The following is a 20577-nucleotide window of genomic DNA, read 5'->3' as shown; positions in this document are numbered from 1 at the left end:
TCACTCCGTTCTAGTTCTGGCTGTGGCTTTTTTTTCTCTAGATTTCTTCACCGCCCCCAGCGCCGCCCGTTCAGCGCGGATGCGCTCCAACAGCACACTGGCCGGTTCGTCGTTCGGGTCTTGTGGTACGAGTTGGCCGGAGAAGGCAGCGCGCAGGATGTTTTGGCGTTGGGCATTGGATCGCTTGAGGGAAATATCAACGCTCTTTAACTGGTCAGCAATTTCGCTGGTTTGAGAGTGGAGCACTGAGATTATTTCTTGCTGCTCTTTAAACGGCGGAACTGGCACGGCGAGTGCGGATAGTTTGGAACCATTTACATTGGCCTGCCCGACTTGCTGAACCACAACCGATTTAATCCAACGCCTCCCATATGCCGAATTGATAAATGCTGATGCGAGCTCAGAAATGTAGCCGTCAGAAAATCGAACGCTAATCAAATAAGAGGCAAACGAGCAGGGTGAGATTTGCGATCGATACACAGCAGTCTTGCCAACCAGTTCAGGACTGTTTGTTCGATTAAATAGCAAATCACCATCTTGAAGATGGAGGCCAGGAAATTCGTCGTGGTCGACGGGTAAATACTTCAAGTTTGAAAAATCCAGATCACCGTCTTGAATATTCCCCATGCGCAAGACCGGAACGCCGACTGGGTCTTCATTTGTTTTTGACGAAGATCCGTATTTTTTCTCAACGGTAAGCTGATCGATGCTCGCCCAAACCCACCCCTCCGGCAGTTCCGGCAAATCGGTTGTATCTGGTTGCACTGGCTCGGGGTATTTCTTCTGCCAATCCTTGGGCGGGGTTTTGCCTTGTTCTTTGAATTTGGCTAATTGCTTGGTTTCCCAACGGGCGCGGCGCTCGGTCAGGATGCGTTCGAGCAATTGCGCGCCGGTTTCCGATGGCTTGTTGTTTGCTCGCCATTCGGCAGTCAACGCACCTTCGACAGCGGCTTTTAGCAATGATTGGCGGTATTGCTTGAGTTTTTTCTGTGCTGCTTTGAGCTCGGCTACGCCGGCATCGAGGTCGGATAACAGTTCTTCGAGTTTCGCGACGATGCGGGTTTGTTGCGCTGGTGTTTCGAAGGCAAAAGTGAACGCAGCAATGTCTTTCGGTCGCACTGCGGGATACAGCGCGCCCTGCACGAGGGCCGACATCTCGTCGACAAAACGTTGCGATTGGACCAGACGAAGCAAGAACCCCGGGCGCAGCCAACGAGACCGGAGAACATGAAAGCCTGTGGAGCCGATTGCGCCATCAAGCTGCTCGGGAACGAGCGCGACTGCATTCAGATTGGGACGCGTCATTGAAACCAGCACGTCACCAGCGCGAAGAAGCTGCTTGGCTCGACTTGGAGCCTGCGCCAGCGTCAAGGCCTTGGCTTCGGTGATTTTTTTGGTTTCACGGTCGATACTACTGATATCGACATAAAAGAAATCGCTCATTGGCCCAGTCTGTTCTACAGGCTCGTCTGCCAATTCACCAAGGGTAGCGAGGGGGCGTTGATTCAATTCACTCACGCCACCAACTCCCTATTCATTTCATTCATCAACATGGTTAATTCCTTGCGATTCATTTAGATGGCTCCCTTCGACTTCGCTCAGGGAGCGGTTAGGTGCAATGCCCCCTGCTGGCTGAGCGCAGTCGAAGCCAGCACTATCAGCTTTCAAATACGAACTCTCGTTTCTACAGGCTGCCAGTTGGTGCAGTCGGTCAAAATCCCTTGCCATCAACGCTTCCTTTTTCTTTCTACTCCACCCCTGTATTTGTTTTTCACGAAAAAATGCCTCGTCAATTCGTGAATACTCTTCAAAATACAACAATTCAACTGGCAGTCTTTTGGCCGTATGACGAGCTCCTAAACCTTGCTGGTGCTCCCAAAGACGTTTCTCAATATTCCAAGTGCTTCCGGTGTAATAACTGCCATCAGCACAACGCAAGATGTACATATAAGGCATGAAATTTTTTCTCTTTATTAGATACTACCTTCGACTTCGATAATTGCTCCCTTCGACTTCGCTCAGGGAGCAATTAGGTGTACCGCCCCGCTGGCTGAGCATAGTCGAAGCCAGCACTGTCAAAATCAGAGCAACCAGCCCGCTAACTCCCCTCGACTTCGCTCAGGGAGCAATTAGGTGTACCGCCCCCCGCTGGCTGAGCGCAGTCGAAGCCAGCACTGTCAAAGCCAGAGCAACCAACCCACTGACTCCCCTCGACTTCGCTCAGGGAGCAATTAGGTGCAGCGCTTCCCGCTGGCTGAGCGCAGTCGAAGCCAGCACTATCAAAGCCAAAACAACCAACCCACTGACTCCCCTCGACTTCGCTCAGGAAGCAGTTAGGTACAATTTCATTACGCCACCAACTCCATATTCATTTCATTCATCAAAGTGTCCAACTCCTTGCCAAACAAGCCCCAAGCTTTTTGCAATCCACCCTTGTCGGCCAATTCAGCATAATCAAAATCATCACGGCTAATACTACAACTGCTGGCAATGTGCTCTTTCATCAGCCGCAGCCATTCCGTTTGCTCCGGCGTAAAGGCCGTTCCGCGCTGGGCGTTGTGACGAAAAATCCAAGTTTGAAAACGCTTATCCACTTCTTCAGCAAACGGTTTAAGCTCACCATCCAGGCCCAAAGCAAAACGCACAAGCGACACCAAATCAGTAAGCTGGCGCTTACGGTCAGCGCCTTTTACAGCCGCATTCTGCACACGGGCATAAGCACTCCACAGCCGCTCGGTCGTCAACATCAACGGCGGTTTACTCAAATGATCGTACAACTCTTCAAGCATATCGAAGGTAAGTGCACGGAGCTGGTAAGGCTGTTGATAAAAAAATCCCAGTGCAGTGATTTCATCTTTATGCGCGGCAATGTAATCCGCAAAGCTTTGAATCGTTGCTTTGGCTTGTGCTTCAGCATCCGCTGAAAAACCACTGAAAATAACCTGATCAAGGTTGATATGGTCGATAATTTGCTCCCGCTCACGGCGCGCATTCTCAATTTCATCACGCAGCGCGGGATTGTCAAAAGGCGCACAAGCGGTGGCCACGCGCGCGGCACGAGCAGCTTCTATTTCTTCTGGCAAGAGGCTTTCTTCTGAACGAACCATACCTTTGGCTTTTGCAGTTACCAGTGCCGTTTGCACAATGGCATCAGGGTCAACCGCTGTTATCAGCGTTTTACCAAGTTCTCCGATTGGAATACCCCCACTGGCTTTTTCAATCCGTGCCTGAGCTTTATCATCCAGTTGTTTAGCCAACCGTACCAAACGATTCGCAAGAGAAAGCACAGTATCCTCATCACGGCTACCCATCGCCACGCCTTGCAATAGGTCTTTTAACGCCACTGTAGGTTTCTTTTCCAAAGGGCGGCTTTCGGTTTTCAGCGACTTTTCGACACCGACAGCATCAATTAACACAAAGCGCGTCTTATCACCGTCAGCGGATTGACTCACCCGTTTAAGACTTTCACCATTCAAACTACGTACGCCTCGGCCTTTCATTTGTTCGTAGTAACCTTTAGAGCGCACATCACGCATAAACAGCAGCACTTCCAACGGTTTCACATCGGTGCCGGTGGCGATCATATCCACGGTAACAGCGATGCGCGGATTGTAGTCGTTGCGAAAACTGGAAAGGATACTGTCGGCGTCTTCGTCGGCGCGGTAAGTCACTTTTTTACAGAAAGCATTTCCTTGTCCGTAAACTTCGCGCACGATATTGATGATGTCATCAGCGTGGCTGTCGGTTTTCGCGAAAATTAGGGTCTTGGGCGTTTCTTTGCGAGATGGAAAAATTTGTGTTTCCACCGCTGTTTTCATTGCTGAAATCACTTGGCGAATTTGGCTCACATTGACGACAGATTTATCCAACGCCTTGCCACTGTAAGCAATGTCTTCTTCTGTCTCCGCCCAACGCTTTTTGCGAGTGGCCCGATCACGATGATCTACCCATTGTTTAGCTTTGACTTCCGCGCCTTTTTGGGTGATTTCTGTTTCAATGGTATAAACGTCATAGCCGACGTTGACACCATCAGCAACAGACTGCTCGTAAGTATATTCAGCAACAATATTTTCATTGAAAAAGCCGAAGGTGCGTTTATCCGGCGTGGCGGTTAGACCAATTAAACTGGCATCGAAATAATCCAGCACTTGTTTCCACAAGTTGTAGATACTGCGGTGACATTCATCAATGATAATAAAATCAAAGGTTTCCACCGGCACAGTGGGGTTGTAACGCACAAATTTTTCTTGCTTGGCCGTTTGTTGGATTTCGTTGAGGGATATTTCTTCTGCCGATTCATCAATCGGCTCGCCGCTCAGAATCGAATACATCCGCTGGATGGTACTAATACACACCTGTGAATGTGGGTCGATATTTGGTGAAGTAAGACGTTGCACATTATAAAGTTCAGTAAACTTACGAGCATCATCGGGAGGGGTATAAGCCATGAACTCTTGATGTGCTTGTTTACCAAGGTTGCGAGTATCCACTAAAAACAGAATACGTTTAGCACTGCCAAATTTGAGAAGGCGGTAAACCGATGTGATTGCTGTAAAGGTTTTACCTGCGCCCGTCGCCATGTGTACTAAGGCACGCGGCTTGTTCTGCGCCAGTGATTTTTCAAGGCCAGTCACAGCATTAATCTGACAATCACGTAAATTTTGGTTTGGTAACGCAGGCATTTGCTTAGCTAAACGCTGACGTAAGGTGTCTGGCTGAGCTAACCATGTAGCCAGTGTTTCTGGTTTGAAAAAGTGGAAGATTTCGCGTGAACGTGGATGTGGGTCGGCACCATCGGTAAAACGGATAATTTGGCCAGTGGCCTCGAATAGAAAACGCAAAGGGGTGTTGTCTTTGCGCCATTTCAGATTTGACGTAGCATAACGATGTGTTTGTTCTTCAACGACGGTCAAATTTTCGCCAACGCTATCTCTCTTGGCTTCAATCACACCAACGGCTTCACGATTAACAAACAAAACATAATCCGCCGGCCCTGTGTTAGTGGGATATTCGCGCACCGCAACGCCCACCGCCGCACCAAGATTGAGTTGTTTCATATCCTGGATAATCCAGCCGACTTGTTCAAGTTTTTGGTCAATCTGTAAACGTGCTGTAACTTCCTTTGCCATTTTTGCGCCCTCTAATTCGATATTGTGGTTATTTTCTGTTTCAGCATGAAACAGTGACCCAGTTAAGCAATTTTTACCTGTATTCAAAATAGTGAAATTATATCCCGAACATATTCTATGTCAGTAATTTATTAGAAAGAATGTAAATGATTGGTTAACTTGGCTTCAAAATGAGAAATGGCCTCGGATAATTCCGAGGCCATTCTTAACACACTATCCGAATTGTAAGGACTTACATTTCTACAGTGTCAGCCACTTCTTGGAATGCTTCAATCTGGTTGAAGTTCATGTAGCGGTAGATTTCGGATGCTTTCGCATTCACAACCGCCACTTGTGCCAGATATTCCTCTGTTGTTGGGATTTTGCCCATCAAGGCACAAATTGCTGCCAACTCGGCGGAACCCAAGTAAACGCGGGTGTCGAGACCCAAACGGTTCGGGAAGTTACGAGTCGAGGTCGACATGGCGGTCGAGCCTTTGCGGATTTGTGCTTGGTTACCCATACACAGCGAACAACCAGGCATTTCCAAACGTGCGCCGGAACGACCAAGGATACCGTAGTAACCTTCTTCATTCAGGATCATTGCATCCATCTTGGTTGGTGGTGCAATCCACAGACGAGTTGGGATATCCGATTTACCTTCCAGCACTTTACCCGCTGCGCGGAAGTGACCAATGTTGGTCATGCAAGAACCGATGAACACTTCATCAATCTTGTCGCCAGCCACTTCGGACAACGATTTCACATCATCAGGATCGTTCGGGCAAGCAACGATAGGCTCTTTGATGTCGGCCAGATCAATTTCAATCACAGCAGCGTAATCGGCATCGGCATCTGGAGACAACAATTCGCCATTTGCAATCCACTCTTCCATCGCTTTAATACGACGGCGCAGGGTGCGTGCATCTTCGTAGCCATTTGCAATCATCCACTTCATCAGCGTGATGTTGGATTGCATGTACTCAACGATAGGCGCTTTGTTCAGATGCACTGTACAACCAGCAGCAGAACGCTCAGCGGAAGCATCAGACAGCTCGAATGCTTGTTCCACTTTCAGGTCTGGCAAACCTTCGATTTCCAAGATGCGACCGGAGAAGATGTTTTTCTTACCTTTCTTCTCAACAGTCAACAGACCTTGGCGAATTGCGTACAACGGAATTGCATTTACCAGATCACGCAAGGTGATACCTGGCTGCATTTCGCCTTTGAAGCGAACCAACACAGACTCAGGCATATCCAATGGCATCACACCAGTTGCAGCGGCAAACGCCACCAAACCGGAACCCGCTGGGAAGGAAATACCGATTGGGAAACGGGTATGGGAGTCACCACCGGTACCCACTGTGTCAGGCAACAACAGACGGTTTAACCAAGAGTGAATCACACCATCGCCTGGACGCAGCGATACACCACCACGGGTCGAGATGAATGCAGGCAATTCTTTGTGCATCTTCACGTCAACCAGCTTCGGATAAGCAGCGGTATGACAGAAAGATTGCATCACCAAGTCGGCGGAGAAGCCCAAACAGGCCAAATCTTTCAACTCATCACGAGTCATTGGGCCGGTGGTATCTTGCGAACCAACGGTGGTCATGCGTGGTTCACAGTAAGTCCCTGGACGAACGCCTTGACCCTCTGGTAAGCCACAAGCGCGACCAACCATTTTTTGAGCTAACGAGAAACCTTTGCCGCTGTCTTCCGGTGCCACAGGCAGGCGGAACAGGGTCGAAGCTGGCAAGCCCAGTGCTTCGCGTGCTTTTGCCGTCAAACCACGACCGATAATCAGAGGAATACGGCCACCGGCGCGCACTTCATCCAAAATCACTGGGGTTTTCAGTTGTGCTTCAGCAATCACTTCGCCGTTTTTCAGCGCAGTGACTTTGGCAGTCGCGGAATCGATGTTCAGTTCGATTTCATCGCCCATGTCCATTTGGGACACGTCCAGCTCGATTGGCAATGCACCAGCATCTTCCATGGTGTTAAAGAAGATCGGAGCAATTTTGCTACCCAAGCACACGCCACCAAAACGCTTGTTCGGTACGAAAGGAATGTCTTCGCCGGTGAACCACAACACAGAGTTGGTTGCTGATTTACGGGAAGAGCCAGTACCAACCACATCACCCACATAAGCCACCAAGTTGCCTTTGGCTTTGAGGTTTTCTAATTGTTGCACTGGACCACGCACACCCGCTTCTTCTGGCTCGATACCAGGACGTGGGTTTTTCAGCATGGCTAAAGCGTGCAATGGGATGTCTGGACGGGACCAAGCATCAGGTGCTGGCGACAGGTCATCAGTATTGGTTTCACCCGATACTTTGAACACAGTCAGTTTTTGTGTAGCTGGCACTTCTGGGCGGCTGGTGAACCACTCGGCATCGGCCCAAGATTGCAACACAGCTTTGGCGTTGGTGTTGCCTTTGTCGGCCAATTCTTTCACGTCATGGAAAGCATCGAACACCAACAAGGTTTTTTTCAGGCCATCAGCAGCAATCGCACCAACGGCTTCATCAGCCAACAGGTCGATCAATGGCTTGACGTTGTAGCCACCCAACATAGTGCCTAACAACTCGGTGGCTTTTTCGCGGGAAATCAGGGGAGAGGTCACAGAAACTTCTGCAACTGCAGCCAAGAAAGAGGCCTTCACTTTAGCCGCATCATCCACACCAGCAGGCACACGGTAGGTGATCAACTCAACCAGAGTGGCCTCTTCACCAGCAGGAGGATTTTTTAATAATTCGACCAGCGATTCGGTCTGTTTTGCATTTAATGGCAGGGGGGGAATACCTTGAGCAGCACGTTCAGCGACATGGGCACGATAAGCTTCTAACACGGCTTGAATCCTCTCTCTCGAATATAGATATAGCGTCGCTTTTGGGATAACACTTCGCCCGACCGTACGCTGCGAATAAGAGATGCGCCGGCGAAAACGTTCGGGCTGCAAAAAGCTTGCTTATTCTATACGGATGTGGTCCCGCTGTGAAGAAAAGCGTAGGTACTTTGCTAAAAAAGCAGAAAATTGCGAGCCCCTTGCAGATTCCGCACCTGTGGTTATTGCATTAACGCAATGTTGCAAAAGTTTCGCTTAGTCATGGTGTTGTTGCCAATCCGCCAAAATAGATTGCCAAGGTTGTGGCGATGCAGGTGATTGTGGCAAAGGCAGTTGTGGATATTGGCTAAATCGTGGGGCGGGTGCTGCTTGCGCGATGCCATTGACCGAAATGAAAGTCCCTCGCGATTGATTGTGGCTATTTTGAACGGCCTCGGAGGTATTAAGCACCGGTGAAACACAGGCATCCGTTCCCTGAAAAATCTCCCACCACTCATCGCGGGTCTTTTGTAAAAACACCGCAGCCATTTTCTCTTTTAAGCGTGGCCAAGCGTCACGGTTCCATTGTTGTTCAAAATCGGGGTCGTCAATGCCTAACTTTTGTAATAACAACGCATAGAACTGCGGCTCAATCGCTCCGACCGCCACATATTCACCATCCGCACAACGATAAGTGTCATAAAAATGTGCCCCACCATCCAACAGATTGCTGCCACGCATCGGCTGCCATTGTTGCATCGCCATAAGCGTGTGCATCATGGTCATAAGAGTGGCACAACCATCCGTCATCGCTGCATCAACCACTTGGCCTTGCCCAGTCCGTTTTGCATCAAGCAGTGCAGCTAGCACACCAAAGGCGAGAAACATCGCCCCGCCGCCGCAATCAGCGACTAAATTCAGCGGCACCACCGGCTTACCACCATGCTCACCGATGGCATGTAACGCACCAGATAACGATAAATAGTTGATGTCATGTCCGGCGGCGTGGGATAACGCGCCATGCTGCCCCCAACCGGTCATACGGCCATACACCAGTTTTGGATTTTTCTCTAAGCACACCGCAGGCCCTAGCCCTAAACGTTCCATTACCCCGGGTCGAAAACCCTCGATCAAGGCATCGGCTTGGGTAATAAACTCTAGCGCTGTATTTAACCCATCTTGAGATTTCAGATCTAACGTAATCACGCGGCGGTTGCGGTTTAGGATGTCTAATTTTGGATCAAATAGTGCGCCAATATGTTGATTAGCACGCTCAATTCTCACCACATCCGCACCAAGATCAGCTAAAAGCATGGTCGCCATCGGTGCAGGCCCGAGGGCTGCAAACTCAACAACACGAATACCAGTTAGGGGGCCCATCATGTTCTCCTCATTTTTCTGTTTTTTTGATGTTTTTTTGGCATACTAACTGCAAATAGTGGGCTAAGTGAAGTCCTGACAAGGTTTTTCATTTTTGCAACGCAGCGTTCATAGACATATTCGCGTATGATTGGCGGCCATTCTTCCCTTTGCTTCTTTCCTTCGTTTTATGGATGTTTTCCCTTCTGTAACAGTGCCCTGCCACACCGCTAAAACCACAACCAGCGTTTTGATTGCAGACGATCATTTACTGGTTCGAGTTGGTATCACTGCGCTGTTGCAACAATTAGATGAGTTCACCATCTGTGGCGAAGCCTCAAATGGAGCAGAGGCCATTACACAGATTGAAATGCTCAATCCAGATATTGTGTTAATGGATGTGTTAATGCCGGGCATGACAGGCTTATCGGCCGTGCAACACATTAAACAATGTACGACGCATGCGACCTTAAAAATTGTCATGTTATCCAGCGTAGAAGCACCAGAAACGGTGATTGCGGCACTCAACATGGGCGTGGATGGCTATTTGTTAAAAGATTGCCTATTAGCGGAACTGGAACAGGCGCTTTATACAGTCAAGCAAGGGCAACGTTATTTAAGTCCTAAAATTGCGGATTTATCAACACAGCCCCATGCAGAAAAAGAATCCGCACATTTCGTGCTCACATCTCAACAGCAAAAAGTCTTAACTGCTATTGCTCAGGGACTCTCGGCAAAACAAATTGCCAAAAACCTAGAAATTAGCCCGAAAACCGTTGAGTTTCATCGCAATAAAATTGCACAAAAATTGGGATGTCGTGATCTTGCTGGCTTAGTGAAAGCCGCAGTCAAAATGGGCTTGGTGTCTATTTAATTTTTTGAGAATCAAATGGCTATTTTATCAATTGAAAAAGCAAGCTTGGCTTTTGGCCATCATCCTCTATTGGATGAGGTCAGTTTTAGTTTAGAACAAGGTGATAAAGTCGGTTTAATTGGCCGTAATGGTGCGGGCAAATCTTCTTTATTAAAAGCAGTTGCGGGAACGGTTCATCTTGACGATGGTCGGATTGTCTTTCAAGACAACATCAAGACGGCGTGGGTTCCGCAAGAACCAGAGTTTGATCTTAACCATACAGTATTTGAAGCTGTTGCAGAGGGATTAGGTGAGTTAAAAAACTTATTAACCGAATACCATCAACTAACCAAGTTACTACACGATCCTCAACAAGATCACGACGCTTTGTTAGAAAAACTTCACCACTTGCAGCATGAACTTGAAATCCGTCAAGGGTGGCAGTTTGAAAATATGATTGAAAATACCCTTCAGCGTTTAGGCTTAGATGCAGATGCACTGATCAGTTCTTTATCCGGAGGTTGGAAAAAGCGGGTTGCATTAGCGAGAGCTCTAGTCAGTAATCCTGATTTATTATTATTAGATGAACCAACCAACCACCTTGATGTTAATGCAATTGAATGGCTAGAAGAACTGTTAGCACAGTTTAAAGGTACCTTGTTATTTATTACTCACGATCGTACTTTTTTAGATCACGTGGCCAATCGTATTGTTGAGTTAGATCGCGGTTTTGTTCGTAATTACCCGGGTAATTTTGCTGCTTACCAACAGAGAAAAGCACAAGAACTGACCGTTGAGTCTATCCATAATCGTAAGTTTGATAAATTTTGGAAACAAGAAGAAGTCTGGATTCGAAAAGGTATTGAAGCTAGACGAACTCGTAATGAAGGACGAGTTCGCCGTTTAGAAGAACTGCGCCGACAACGCGCTGCGCGCCGAGAGGTACAAGGACGTGTTAATTTATCTGTTTCTATTTCAGAAAAAAGTTCTCAGTTAATTGCTGAATTAGAGCAAGTTTCTAAATCATTCGGCGATAAAAAGCTGATTGATCGCTTTTCAACCAGAATTATGCGCGGTGATAAAATTGGTTTAGTTGGGCCAAATGGTGCTGGTAAAACCACGCTGCTTAAATTGATTCTCGGTGAAATCCAACCAGACAGTGGCACAATCAAACAAGGCGCACGACAAGAAATTGCCTATTTTGATCAATTCCGTACTCAATTAGATGAAGATGCCACGTTGATTGATGTCATCAGCCAAGGCAGTGAATTTATTGATTTACCAACTGGCCGTAAGCATGTCATGAGCTATTTAGAGGATTTCTTATTCCCTCCTGCTCGCGCTCGTAGCCCTGTCCGGTCTTTATCGGGTGGTGAACGCAATCGCCTATTATTGGCTCGACTTTTTACAAAGCCAGCTAATATTCTTGTTTTAGATGAACCCACCAACGATTTAGATATTGATACGCTTGATTTGTTAGAGCAATTATTAAGTGATTATCAAGGTACGCTGTTCTTGGTTAGCCATGACCGCGCCTTTTTAGATAATGTCGTGACACAGGTGATTGCTTTTGAAGGTGAAGGCAAGTTAATTGAATCGCCTGGTGGGTGGTCTGATTGGCAGAATCTTAAGAAAAACCTCAACTTGACTGTGCCCCCTGCTAAGAAGGCACCCGAGGCCACAGTAAAAACCGAAAAAACGGAACGGGTTAAGGAAAGAAAAAACAAACTCACTTATAATGAAAACAAAGAGTTGACGCAATTGCCAGAGGAAATTTCACAGCTTGAAGCCGAACAAGCCGAATTACAAAACCGTTTACTAGACCCTAACGTCTATCGCCAGCAAATTGAACAGGTTAAACAGTGGCAACAAAGGATAGACGAAATTGATCTATTGTTAATGGAGAAATTAGAAAGATGGGAATGGCTAGAAAACAAACGCAGCTTATCACAGTAGCCATCATGGCTTTAGTGCTTGCCGCTTGTAGTTCAACACCGACTAAAACCAGCGGTAAAAAGCCACCAACTAAAATCACCAAAACAAAGCCTAATTTAAGTTTGGCTAATATTGAAGCTTCTGGTGATAGCAGAGAAATTGTGATGTATGCCTTAGGACTATTAGATGTGGGCTATCAATTTGGTGGCAAAAATCCAGAAGCAGGTTTAGATTGCAGTGGCATGGCAGCTTTTATTTATAAAAATGCTGTCGGTGTTTCTTTGCCACATAATGCGGCAGAAATTGCAGCAAGAACACGCCAGATTTCACGCGAAAAATTAAGAGCAGGCGATATGGTTTTCTTTAATACCATGAATCGCCCTTATTCGCACATGGGTATCTATATTGGTGATGGCAAGTTTATTCATGCTCCACGCACAAACAGCACAATTCGAGTGGAAAGTTTACAAAACAGTTACTTTGCCGCCCGTTTTGACGGGGCAAGAACAATTTTCGATTAGAAAGGGATAAAATGATGTCTCGTCGTCGTTGGTTATCTGTGTTGTTGGTGAGTGGATTAGGCTTATTATCAACCCAATTAACACAAGCACAAGCACAAGAACAAGACCAAATCATTGCCTTTTATCTTAAGATGAAGGAATTTGCTTCAAAACTGCCTGGGTTAAATCGGGAAGGGGTGGTTTTACCTAAAAACCTTATTTTGCAGAGACTGCAAAACAGTGTAAAAAGTGAATCACTTATTATCGAAGATATTCAGTTAACACCAGAAAAAGGCATTGTATTTTTGCGAAGCGACAAAGGCATCGCTGCAAAACATCAGCTGGAGTTTCAATTTTTGCCGGTAGATTGGCCGAATCGCACAGTGCATATTTCTTTTAAACAATCGTCGCAAGCAGTATCAGAAAATGCCCTCGTGCGCATTTTAGGTAATATGGCGATTGGTGCGGTGAGTCTTGCAACGGGCGATCAAGTGATGCGAGATTTAGTTGAGAAAATGCCTTATGCGCGGATACAAGGGCAGGTACTATCGATTCGTTTAGACCAAGTGCCTTCCCTTGCTCCGACATTAAATAGCCAGTTATTTGGCTATAATGCTTTTGATTATGTTGGGATCAGTGAATTAAAAACTGGGCAAGATGCCATTTACGTTAAATTGGCAATGCGGAAGCCATAGCAGGTGTTAAAGTCAACCGTAAATCTTGACCCAATGCACGAATATCATTCACCGTAAAACGATATTGTTGGGTCAGCGTAGTAAGCTCAATGCCAGCAAAAAGACCTTGTGCGCTGTCGCCCAAAAAAGTTGGTGCCAGATATAACACGACCTCATCAATCAAACCCGACTGCAATAAAACTGCATTAAGCGTTGCCCCCGCTTCAACCATGACTTCATTCATTCCCTCGGCAGCCAAATGCGTTAACACTTGAGATAAATCGACATGGAATGCTGCAGTTGCCGGTAATGCAATGACTTCTACACCTTGATTGCTAAATGCTTGTTGTTGCGCTGGTGTTTGATTGGTGGTGTAGAGATAAGTTTGTGCAACGTCTTGTTGTTGATAGATTTTTGCTGTTACAGCGGTTTTTAGCTTGCTATCAATGATGACTCTTTTAGGTTGTCTTATTGTTTCAAAATTTCTGACCGTTAATTGCGGATCGTCTGCAATCACAGTACCGCTGCCCGTCATAATGGCGCAATGGCGAGCGCGTAATTGATGCACATCTTGCCGCGCCGCTGGGCCAGTAATCCACTGGCTTTCTCCATTTTTTAATGCCGTTTTGCCGTCTAAACTGGCCGCAATCTTGAGCGTCACCCACGGTTTTTTTCTGGTCATGCGTGAGATAAAGCCACGATTGAGTTGCATCGCGGGTGCTTGTAACACACCCACGGCAACCTCAATCCCTGCCGCCGCTAAACGCGCTAAACCTTGTCCCGCTACCAGTGGATTGGGGTCGGTCATCGCGGCCACCACACGCTTGACCCCAGCCGTGATAAGCGCATCAGCACACGGCGGAGTTCGGCCAAAGTGACTACATGGCTCTAACGTGACATAAGCGGTTGCGCCTTGTGCTAAGTCGGCAGCCATTCGTAGCGCATGTACTTCGGCATGAGGCGTCCCAGCTTGGTGATGCCACCCCTCACCAACACACACACCATCACGCACAATGACACAACCCACGCGGGGATTCGGTGAGGTGGTGTAGATCCCTCGCTCAGCGAGTTGCAATGCCTTTGCCATCCATTTTTCATCGACATCAACAAATGCCATCACATTTTCACCTAGTTTAATTGGTCATGGTGCAATCTAAATGCTCACCTAAATAAGCAATCACAATTTGCTCATGGTCTTGTTCAACTTCAAAATACAAACGTAAATAGCTGTTCAAGCTCAAATGTTTTTGAAATAAACGCTTTTGTCCTTTGAAAAAGAACTCACGTTGTTCACGCATTCTTTTATCGTTTTTTACAGTATCTGATTCTCGCGCACTATAACTTTGTCCAAAGACATTACGTGCCACATTATCACCACCGGCCAGATAATTGGGCAAATACTCCAACGCCAATTTTAGCAAAGACTGCATCAAATCCTGTGGACTATACTCGTTACGCATGTAATTTCTTGCGCTATGGCGGGCACTATCTAAGACCAATAATTTATTTTCACAAAACCGACTGGCTGCATCTAATACCGCCTCTGGGCTTTTATCTGAGCCTAACATTCTGACTAAGCCACTGGCCAAATCAGCCAACGTATTTCCCCCCGGCAGCGTTAAACAAGCAGGGCGGGTTTGTTCAAGTTTGCGGCATTCGCTACGCAATTTCGCTTCAGTTTCTAGCCAATGCCGCTTTTGTTTTTCATATCCTTCAATCGAACGATTGAGGTCATGAATCACTTTATTGGCTTTATCTAATTTTTTCTGAACTTTACGCACTTGCTCTTGGCTATTAGCAGCATTATCTGGTTCAGCAAGTTCGGTGATTTCATTTTCAATGGGTGCCAATGTTTGCAGTGGAAATTGCAACGGTAATTGCACAATTTTTGCTGTTAAATCAGCCAGCGTGTGTGCCCATTGTTGTTGGCGATGATCGGTAATATGGCACAGATGTTGAAAATCTTGGTTGGCCTGTTCAAGTACCGCTTGTAACTGTTCAAGCGAAGGCAATTGCTGCTGTTGCACACGCGCTTGATAATGTTGTTGCCATTGTTGTAATGCACCACGCAATGCGCTGGACAGTTCTGGCCTCGCCAATAAATCGCGTAATTGCTGTTCACTATGCGCTTGATTATCAACGGTTTGTAATTCAGGGAAAAAGGTGCTCAACACGGTTTGACTATGTTCATGTAAAGCAGCCAACGTGGTTTTCAGCTGATTTTTTCTGCGTTCATCCGCTTGGGCATCGTTTTCTTCTGCCGTCAGCTGTTGCAAAGTGTCTAATTTTTCGTGCCATTGTTGTTGCCATTGTGCAAAGCTATGCGCTTGTTTCAAACCAATATAGGCCTGTGCTTGTAACAGCTGCTGCATCAATTGTGTAATCGCGCTGTGGTGTTGATGCTCAGGCAGCAATTTGGTTTGTAAACCAATCAACCCCGCCAAACTTTGCTTTTGCAATGCCAACGTCAAACTTTGTTGTGACCAATCCGAGCAAAAATCGACCACGGCTTGTTGAATGGTCAACACCGCCAATTCTGTCATCCGCAAAACAGCGGGGGCCAGTGCTGTTGCTTCAGTTTGGCCGATGGTGATTTGAATATCATCCGGCGCAATGGCAAACAGTTGGGCAAATTCCACCTCTTCAGCCAAACGCTGCGGCAGTAATTCAGCAAAAGTTTCCGCTAAATGACACACTGCAAAAGAGAAGTAATCGAATAGCGAGGGTAAAAGCGGTTGATCAGTTTGGCTATCAGGAAATAAGGCTTGTTGCAGATAGGCACGTTGGAAACCACCGATTGCACTTGGGAACAGATTGCTGTCGATTTCTAAACAGCAAGCCTCTTCTCCGTGTTCAAAACGCGCTTGTTGTGCGGGATGCAGCGGGGCAAAGTGAAACAATTCAGTGGGATAGACGAGATTATCGCGATACGCTTTTGCAATCTCTTGTGCCTCAGCATACGGCACACCCCATTCGGTTAATAAAATATGTTCGGTGACACCAGACGAGCCATGTGGGGCACATAAGAGTAATAGCGCCCATAAGGCATCAAGGGTGGCGGATTTTTCATCGGTGCAACGTGATGACCAATTTTGTAGGACATCAACGATTTTTTGCAAAGCAAAAATGGCGTAAGGCCAATCGAGGGAATAGCTGTTCAGTAATTCTTGATCAAATTGCTTTCCCCCCCACAGCTGGGTTTGATTATGCAAACTTAACCAGATCTCCATGCCTTGCAAGGCGGTGGTTTGCTCTGCCAGTGGTAATGTGGTCGGGATATCGAGGTAGCGCAGCAACATGCGATGTGGTAGTAACAGCGTATTTGGCTGCTTACCTTTTCCTGCATTCTTATCGCCAGCTTCAACGCTAAATTGAGCGCGGTGCACAAAAGCCAGCTCTTTGTGCATATATGACACATACACTGCGGCATGGCGGAAACGGTGTTGATTGTTACGCTCGGCGAGTTTACCGCGCAGTAAGGCCGCTAATGGACTTTGCTCCAGTGCTTTTTCAATACCGGGACAGGTTTGTTCAAGGCGCGTTGCCTCGATATCAAAGCTATCACACAGCGATCGAAAACCCTCTGCCCCTTGTTCGGCCAAACTGCGAGGCATTCCGCGCACATCGTGAACCAGTAATTGCTTACTTAATGTTTTCACTATTTTTATTTTAGGCGGGGGAGGCATACCAATATCCATTGCAAGAAAAAATAAACACACACATAGCCGTCTTGGCTATGCACCACGCGATAATTCTTCTATCGCCTCGGAGAACTCTGAGACATCCTCAAAACTTCGATACACCGAAGCAAATCGCACATAGGCGACTTTATCTAAACGCCCCAATTCTTTCATCACCATCTCACCAATTAAGCGCGATGTCACCTCGCGTGCGCCGCTGGCCAGTAATTTTTGTTGAATGCGGCGCACTGCCTCATCGACCGATTCAGTGGAAACCGGCCGTTTATGTAACGCGCGCGAAAAACTGACTCGCAATTTTTCTTCTGAAAAATCGGCACGATGACCGCCTTGTTTCACCACTTGTGGCATACGCACTTCGGCAGTTTCAAATGTGGTAAAACGCTTCTCACACGCTAAACATCGACGGCGACGGCGAATAGCGTCTTTTTCTTCGGTCACACGCGAATCAATCACGTGTGTTTCAAGGTGTCCGCAGAACGGGCATTTCATGACGGCGATTTACCCTAATCAAAAAACAGCAAAAGCGGCGGACTCACGCCCGCCGCTTTTTAATCAGTCAATCTGACAAATTAACGGGCATAGACAGGGAAACGACGGCACAACGCTGTCGCTTGTTCTGCCACCCGTGCAGCAACCGCTGCATCTTCCGGCGCATCCAACACATCGGCCACTAAATTCGCTACCAGGATGGCTTCTTCTTCTTTGAAACCACGGGTGGTAATCGCAGGCGAGCCAATCCGAATACCCGAGGTCACAAATGGGCTTTCTGGATCGTTTGGAATCGAATTTTTGTTGACGGTGATATGAGCGCGATTCAGCGCAGCATCAGCCGCTTTACCAGTCAGGCCTTTTGGACGCAAATCGACTAAGAACACATGCGATTCAGTGCGACCCGACACAATACGCAGGCCACGGCTGGCCAATGTATTCGCCATTGCTGCGGCATTTTTCAGCACTTGTTCTTGATAGGCTTTGAATTCAGGTTGCAGTGCTTCTTTGAACGCAATCGCTTTACCAGCGATAACGTGCATCAATGGACCACCCTGTAGGGTTGGGAACACATTAGAATTCAATGATTTTTCGTACTCAGCCTTCGCCAAAATAATCCCACCGCGTGGGCCACGCAGGGTTTTATGGGTGGTCGAGGTGACAAAATCGGCATGTGGCACAGGGTTAGGATACACACCGGCGGCAATCAAACCAGCATAGTGTGCCATGTCAACCATGAAGTAAGCGCCGACTTTTTTCGCAATCTGTCCCATGCGTTCAAAATCAAAACGCAAGGCATACGCAGACGCACCACCAATAATCAGTTTTGGTTTGGTTTCTGTGGCGACACGTTCCATGTCGTCGTAGTCGATTTCTTCGTTTTCGTTCAAACCGTAGGCAACGATGTTGAATAATTTGCCAGATAGGTTAGCAGGGCTACCGTGGGTCAAATGTCCACCATGACCCAAGTTCATGCCCATCACGGTATCACCGGGTTTGAGGATGGAGAAATAGACCGCTTGGTTGGCTTGTGAGCCAGAATGCGGTTGGACGTTGGCGTATTCTGCACCAAACAGTTGTTTGACGCGGTCAATCGCCAGTTGTTCTACCACATCCACATGGTCACAACCACCGTAGAAGCGTTTGCCCGGATAGCCTTCGGCGTATTTGTTGGTCAGTTGTGAGCCTTGGGCTTCCATCACCGCAGGGCTGGTGTAGTTTTCTGAAGCGATCAGTTCGATGTGGTCTTCTTGACGCTGGACTTCTGCCTCGATTGCTGCGGCAAGCTCAGGATCATATTGTGCAATGGTTTGGTCGGCTGCGAACATGGGTCTTTTCCAAGCAAAAAGAGATAAAAACGCCGCCGATTTTACCAGACTTGCCGCCGCTGCGCCCGTTTGCCCCCTGAATCGTTTTCATGTACTCGATTGGTGGTGCGAATCGTGCGCCATCTTGCACTGCATCAGCGTACAATGCCTCGGGTGTGCTTTTTCATTTTGCAAACAAACACCATGCATTCATTTGACGTTCTGATTATTGGTAGTGGGCTGGCGGGAATGACGTTAGCGCTGCATTTAGCCGAAACACGGCGCGTAGCGTTGGTCACCAAACGCAGTTTATTGGAAGGCAGTTCTTCGTGGGCGCAAGGTGGCATTGCGGCAGTATTAGATACTGATGACTCAGTTGAAGACCACATCGGCGACACCCTGATTGCAGGCGCTGGTTTGTGCAACCCCGATACCACCCGCTTCATTGTCGAAAACTCCAAATCCGCCATTGATTGGCTGATCTCACTTGGCGTTCCCTTTACTCGCGATGCCGACAGCGAAGTCAGTAGCTATCGTGGTTTCCACCTCACCCGCGAAGGGGGACACAGCCACCGCCGGATTATTCATGCTGCCGATGCCACTGGCGCGGCGGTTACCTCAACCTTAGGGCAAAAAATCAAAGCCCATCCCAACATCAGCCTATTTGAACACCATCTGGCGATTGACTTAATCACCGCTCGCCGTTTAGGACTCAAAGGAAAACGCTGCTTTGGGGCGTATGTGTTAGACAAACACACCGATAAAGTCATCACCTTATCGGCGGCGCATACGGTATTAGCCACCGGCGGCGCTGGCAAAGTCTATCTCTACACGACCAACCCCGACACCGCGACCGGTGATGGCATTGCCATGGGCTGGCGTGCGGGTTGTCGTGTCGGAAACATGGAATTTATCCAATTCCATCCGACCTGCCTCTACCATCCTCATGCAAAATCGTTTTTGATTTCCGAAGCCGTGCGCGGCGAAGGCGGTATTTTACGGCTGCCAGATGGCACCCGCTTTATGACTGCCCACGATGAACGGGCGGAGTTGGCACCGCGTGATGTGGTGGCGCGTGCGATTGATTTTGAAATGAAAAAACACGGCCTCGACTGTGTTTATCTGGATATTTCTTACAAACCAGAAAGCTTTATCCGCGAACATTTCCCCACCATCCACGCCCATTGCTTGAGCTTAGGCATTGATATTTGCAAAGAACCAATTCCGGTTGTCCCTGCGGCACACTATACCTGCGGTGGTTTAATCACCGATTTGCAAGGCCGTACCGATGTCGAAAGCCTATATGCCGTCGGTGAAGTGTCGTGCACTGGCTTACATGGCGCCAATCGTTTAGCGTCTAACTCATTATTAGAATGTATGGTCATTGGCCGCGCCGCCGCCAGCGCCATCCTCGCCTCTGGCCCGACCTTAATTCCAACGATTCCCGATTGGGACAACAGCCGCGTGACCGACCCCGATGAAGAAGTGGTAATTTCACATAATTGGGATGAACTACGGCGCTGTATGTGGGATTATGTCGGTATCGTGCGAACAACGAAAAGACTCGAGCGCGCATTACATCGTATTGAATTATTGCGGACAGAAATCACGGAATATTACCGTCACTTCCATGTCTCGAATGATTTAATCGAATTGCGTAATTTGGTCGATACCGCAGCGTTAATCGTACGTTCTGCCATGCAACGGCACGAAAGCCGTGGCCTGCACTTTAGCCGCGACTATCCCGATTTATTACCGGAAGCAGAAGAAACTATTCTTGCTGGCCGAGCCGATCATGTCCCGATTGCATAGCGGACTTTCATT

14 protein-coding genes are annotated in these 20577 nt (G+C 47.6%); 5 read left to right on the top strand and 9 right to left on the bottom strand.

Annotated features, from left to right (window positions below):
- The 5 genes from ACYVJG_RS03055 to ACYVJG_RS03035 all read right to left on the bottom strand — a co-directional run bounded on the left by ACYVJG_RS03055 (nucleotide 1) and on the right by ACYVJG_RS03035 (nucleotide 9318).
- On the bottom strand, nucleotides 1–1518 hold the full coding sequence (locus ACYVJG_RS03055) for a restriction endonuclease subunit S (protein ID WP_460429721.1): 1518 nt from the start codon (nucleotides 1516–1518) through the stop codon (nucleotides 1–3).
- A 21-nt stretch (nucleotides 1519–1539) separates the two neighbouring features.
- Nucleotides 1540–1956 (bottom strand): GIY-YIG nuclease family protein, encoded by a 417-nt coding sequence (locus ACYVJG_RS03050; protein WP_460429720.1) that lies wholly within the window; start codon nucleotides 1954–1956, stop codon nucleotides 1540–1542.
- Between the two features lie 392 nt (nucleotides 1957–2348).
- Nucleotides 2349–5129, bottom strand: a complete 2781-nt coding sequence (locus tag ACYVJG_RS03045; RefSeq protein WP_460429719.1) for a type I restriction endonuclease subunit R — start codon at nucleotides 5127–5129, stop codon at nucleotides 2349–2351.
- Between the two features lie 232 nt (nucleotides 5130–5361).
- Nucleotides 5362–7959, bottom strand: coding sequence for a bifunctional aconitate hydratase 2/2-methylisocitrate dehydratase (gene acnB / locus ACYVJG_RS03040; protein WP_460429718.1), 2598 nt, complete (start codon nucleotides 7957–7959; stop codon nucleotides 5362–5364).
- Nucleotides 7960–8211: 252 nt separating this feature from the next.
- Nucleotides 8212–9318, bottom strand: a complete 1107-nt coding sequence (locus tag ACYVJG_RS03035) for a CaiB/BaiF CoA transferase family protein (RefSeq protein ID WP_460429717.1) — start codon at nucleotides 9316–9318, stop codon at nucleotides 8212–8214.
- Between the two features lie 127 nt (nucleotides 9319–9445).
- On the opposite strand from ACYVJG_RS03035, the gene ACYVJG_RS03030 reads away from it, so the two are divergent.
- The 4 genes from ACYVJG_RS03030 to ACYVJG_RS03015 are packed head-to-tail and all read left to right on the top strand — an operon-like array spanning nucleotide 9446 to nucleotide 13277.
- Entirely contained in the window at nucleotides 9446–10168 is a 723-nt protein-coding gene (locus ACYVJG_RS03030) for a response regulator (protein WP_460429716.1), read from the top strand.
- A gap of 15 nt (nucleotides 10169–10183) precedes the next feature.
- Nucleotides 10184–12103 carry an ATP-binding cassette domain-containing protein gene (locus tag ACYVJG_RS03025; protein ID WP_460429715.1) on the top strand — a complete coding sequence of 640 codons (1920 nt, stop codon included), beginning with the start codon at nucleotides 10184–10186 and terminating at the stop codon, nucleotides 12101–12103.
- Nucleotides 12070–12603 (top strand): C40 family peptidase, encoded by a 534-nt coding sequence (locus ACYVJG_RS03020; RefSeq protein WP_460429714.1) that lies wholly within the window; start codon nucleotides 12070–12072, stop codon nucleotides 12601–12603. Before ACYVJG_RS03025 ends, ACYVJG_RS03020 begins: the two co-directional genes overlap by 34 nt.
- Before the next feature lie 11 nt (nucleotides 12604–12614).
- A complete protein-coding gene (locus tag ACYVJG_RS03015; RefSeq protein ID WP_460429713.1) occupies nucleotides 12615–13277 on the top strand; it encodes a hypothetical protein in 663 nt (220 codons plus the stop codon).
- On the opposite strand, the gene ribD is transcribed toward ACYVJG_RS03015, so the two are convergent.
- From ribD to glyA, 4 genes are all read right to left on the bottom strand, one after another.
- A complete protein-coding gene (ribD, locus tag ACYVJG_RS03010; RefSeq protein ID WP_460429712.1) occupies nucleotides 13252–14373 on the bottom strand; it encodes a bifunctional diaminohydroxyphosphoribosylaminopyrimidine deaminase/5-amino-6-(5-phosphoribosylamino)uracil reductase RibD in 1122 nt (373 codons plus the stop codon). The genes ACYVJG_RS03015 and ribD overlap by 26 nt on opposite strands.
- 16 nt (nucleotides 14374–14389) lie before the next feature.
- The gene (locus ACYVJG_RS03005) at nucleotides 14390–16942 is read right to left on the bottom strand and encodes a hypothetical protein (RefSeq protein WP_460429711.1); all 2553 of its coding nucleotides are present in this window, start codon (nucleotides 16940–16942) and stop codon (nucleotides 14390–14392) included.
- Nucleotides 16943–16990: 48 nt separating this feature from the next.
- The gene (gene nrdR, locus ACYVJG_RS03000; protein WP_460429710.1) at nucleotides 16991–17446 is read right to left on the bottom strand and encodes a transcriptional regulator NrdR; all 456 of its coding nucleotides are present in this window, start codon (nucleotides 17444–17446) and stop codon (nucleotides 16991–16993) included.
- Between the two features lie 80 nt (nucleotides 17447–17526).
- Nucleotides 17527–18774: a serine hydroxymethyltransferase gene (gene glyA, locus ACYVJG_RS02995; RefSeq protein WP_022653373.1), complete on the bottom strand. Its 1248-nt coding sequence runs from the start codon at nucleotides 18772–18774 to the stop codon at nucleotides 17527–17529.
- 183 nt (nucleotides 18775–18957) lie between these two features.
- Here glyA and nadB point away from each other — a divergent pair, with 183 nt between their 5' ends.
- On the top strand, nucleotides 18958–20565 hold the full coding sequence (gene nadB / locus ACYVJG_RS02990) for an L-aspartate oxidase (protein WP_460429709.1): 1608 nt from the start codon (nucleotides 18958–18960) through the stop codon (nucleotides 20563–20565).
- The last annotated feature ends 12 nt before the right edge of the window (nucleotides 20566–20577 follow it).

The sequence above is a fragment of the Aquaspirillum soli genome (assembly GCF_054781915.1).
Note: the sequence above shows the minus strand (reverse complement) of the source record. Positions and strands in the feature narration are given on the sequence as shown.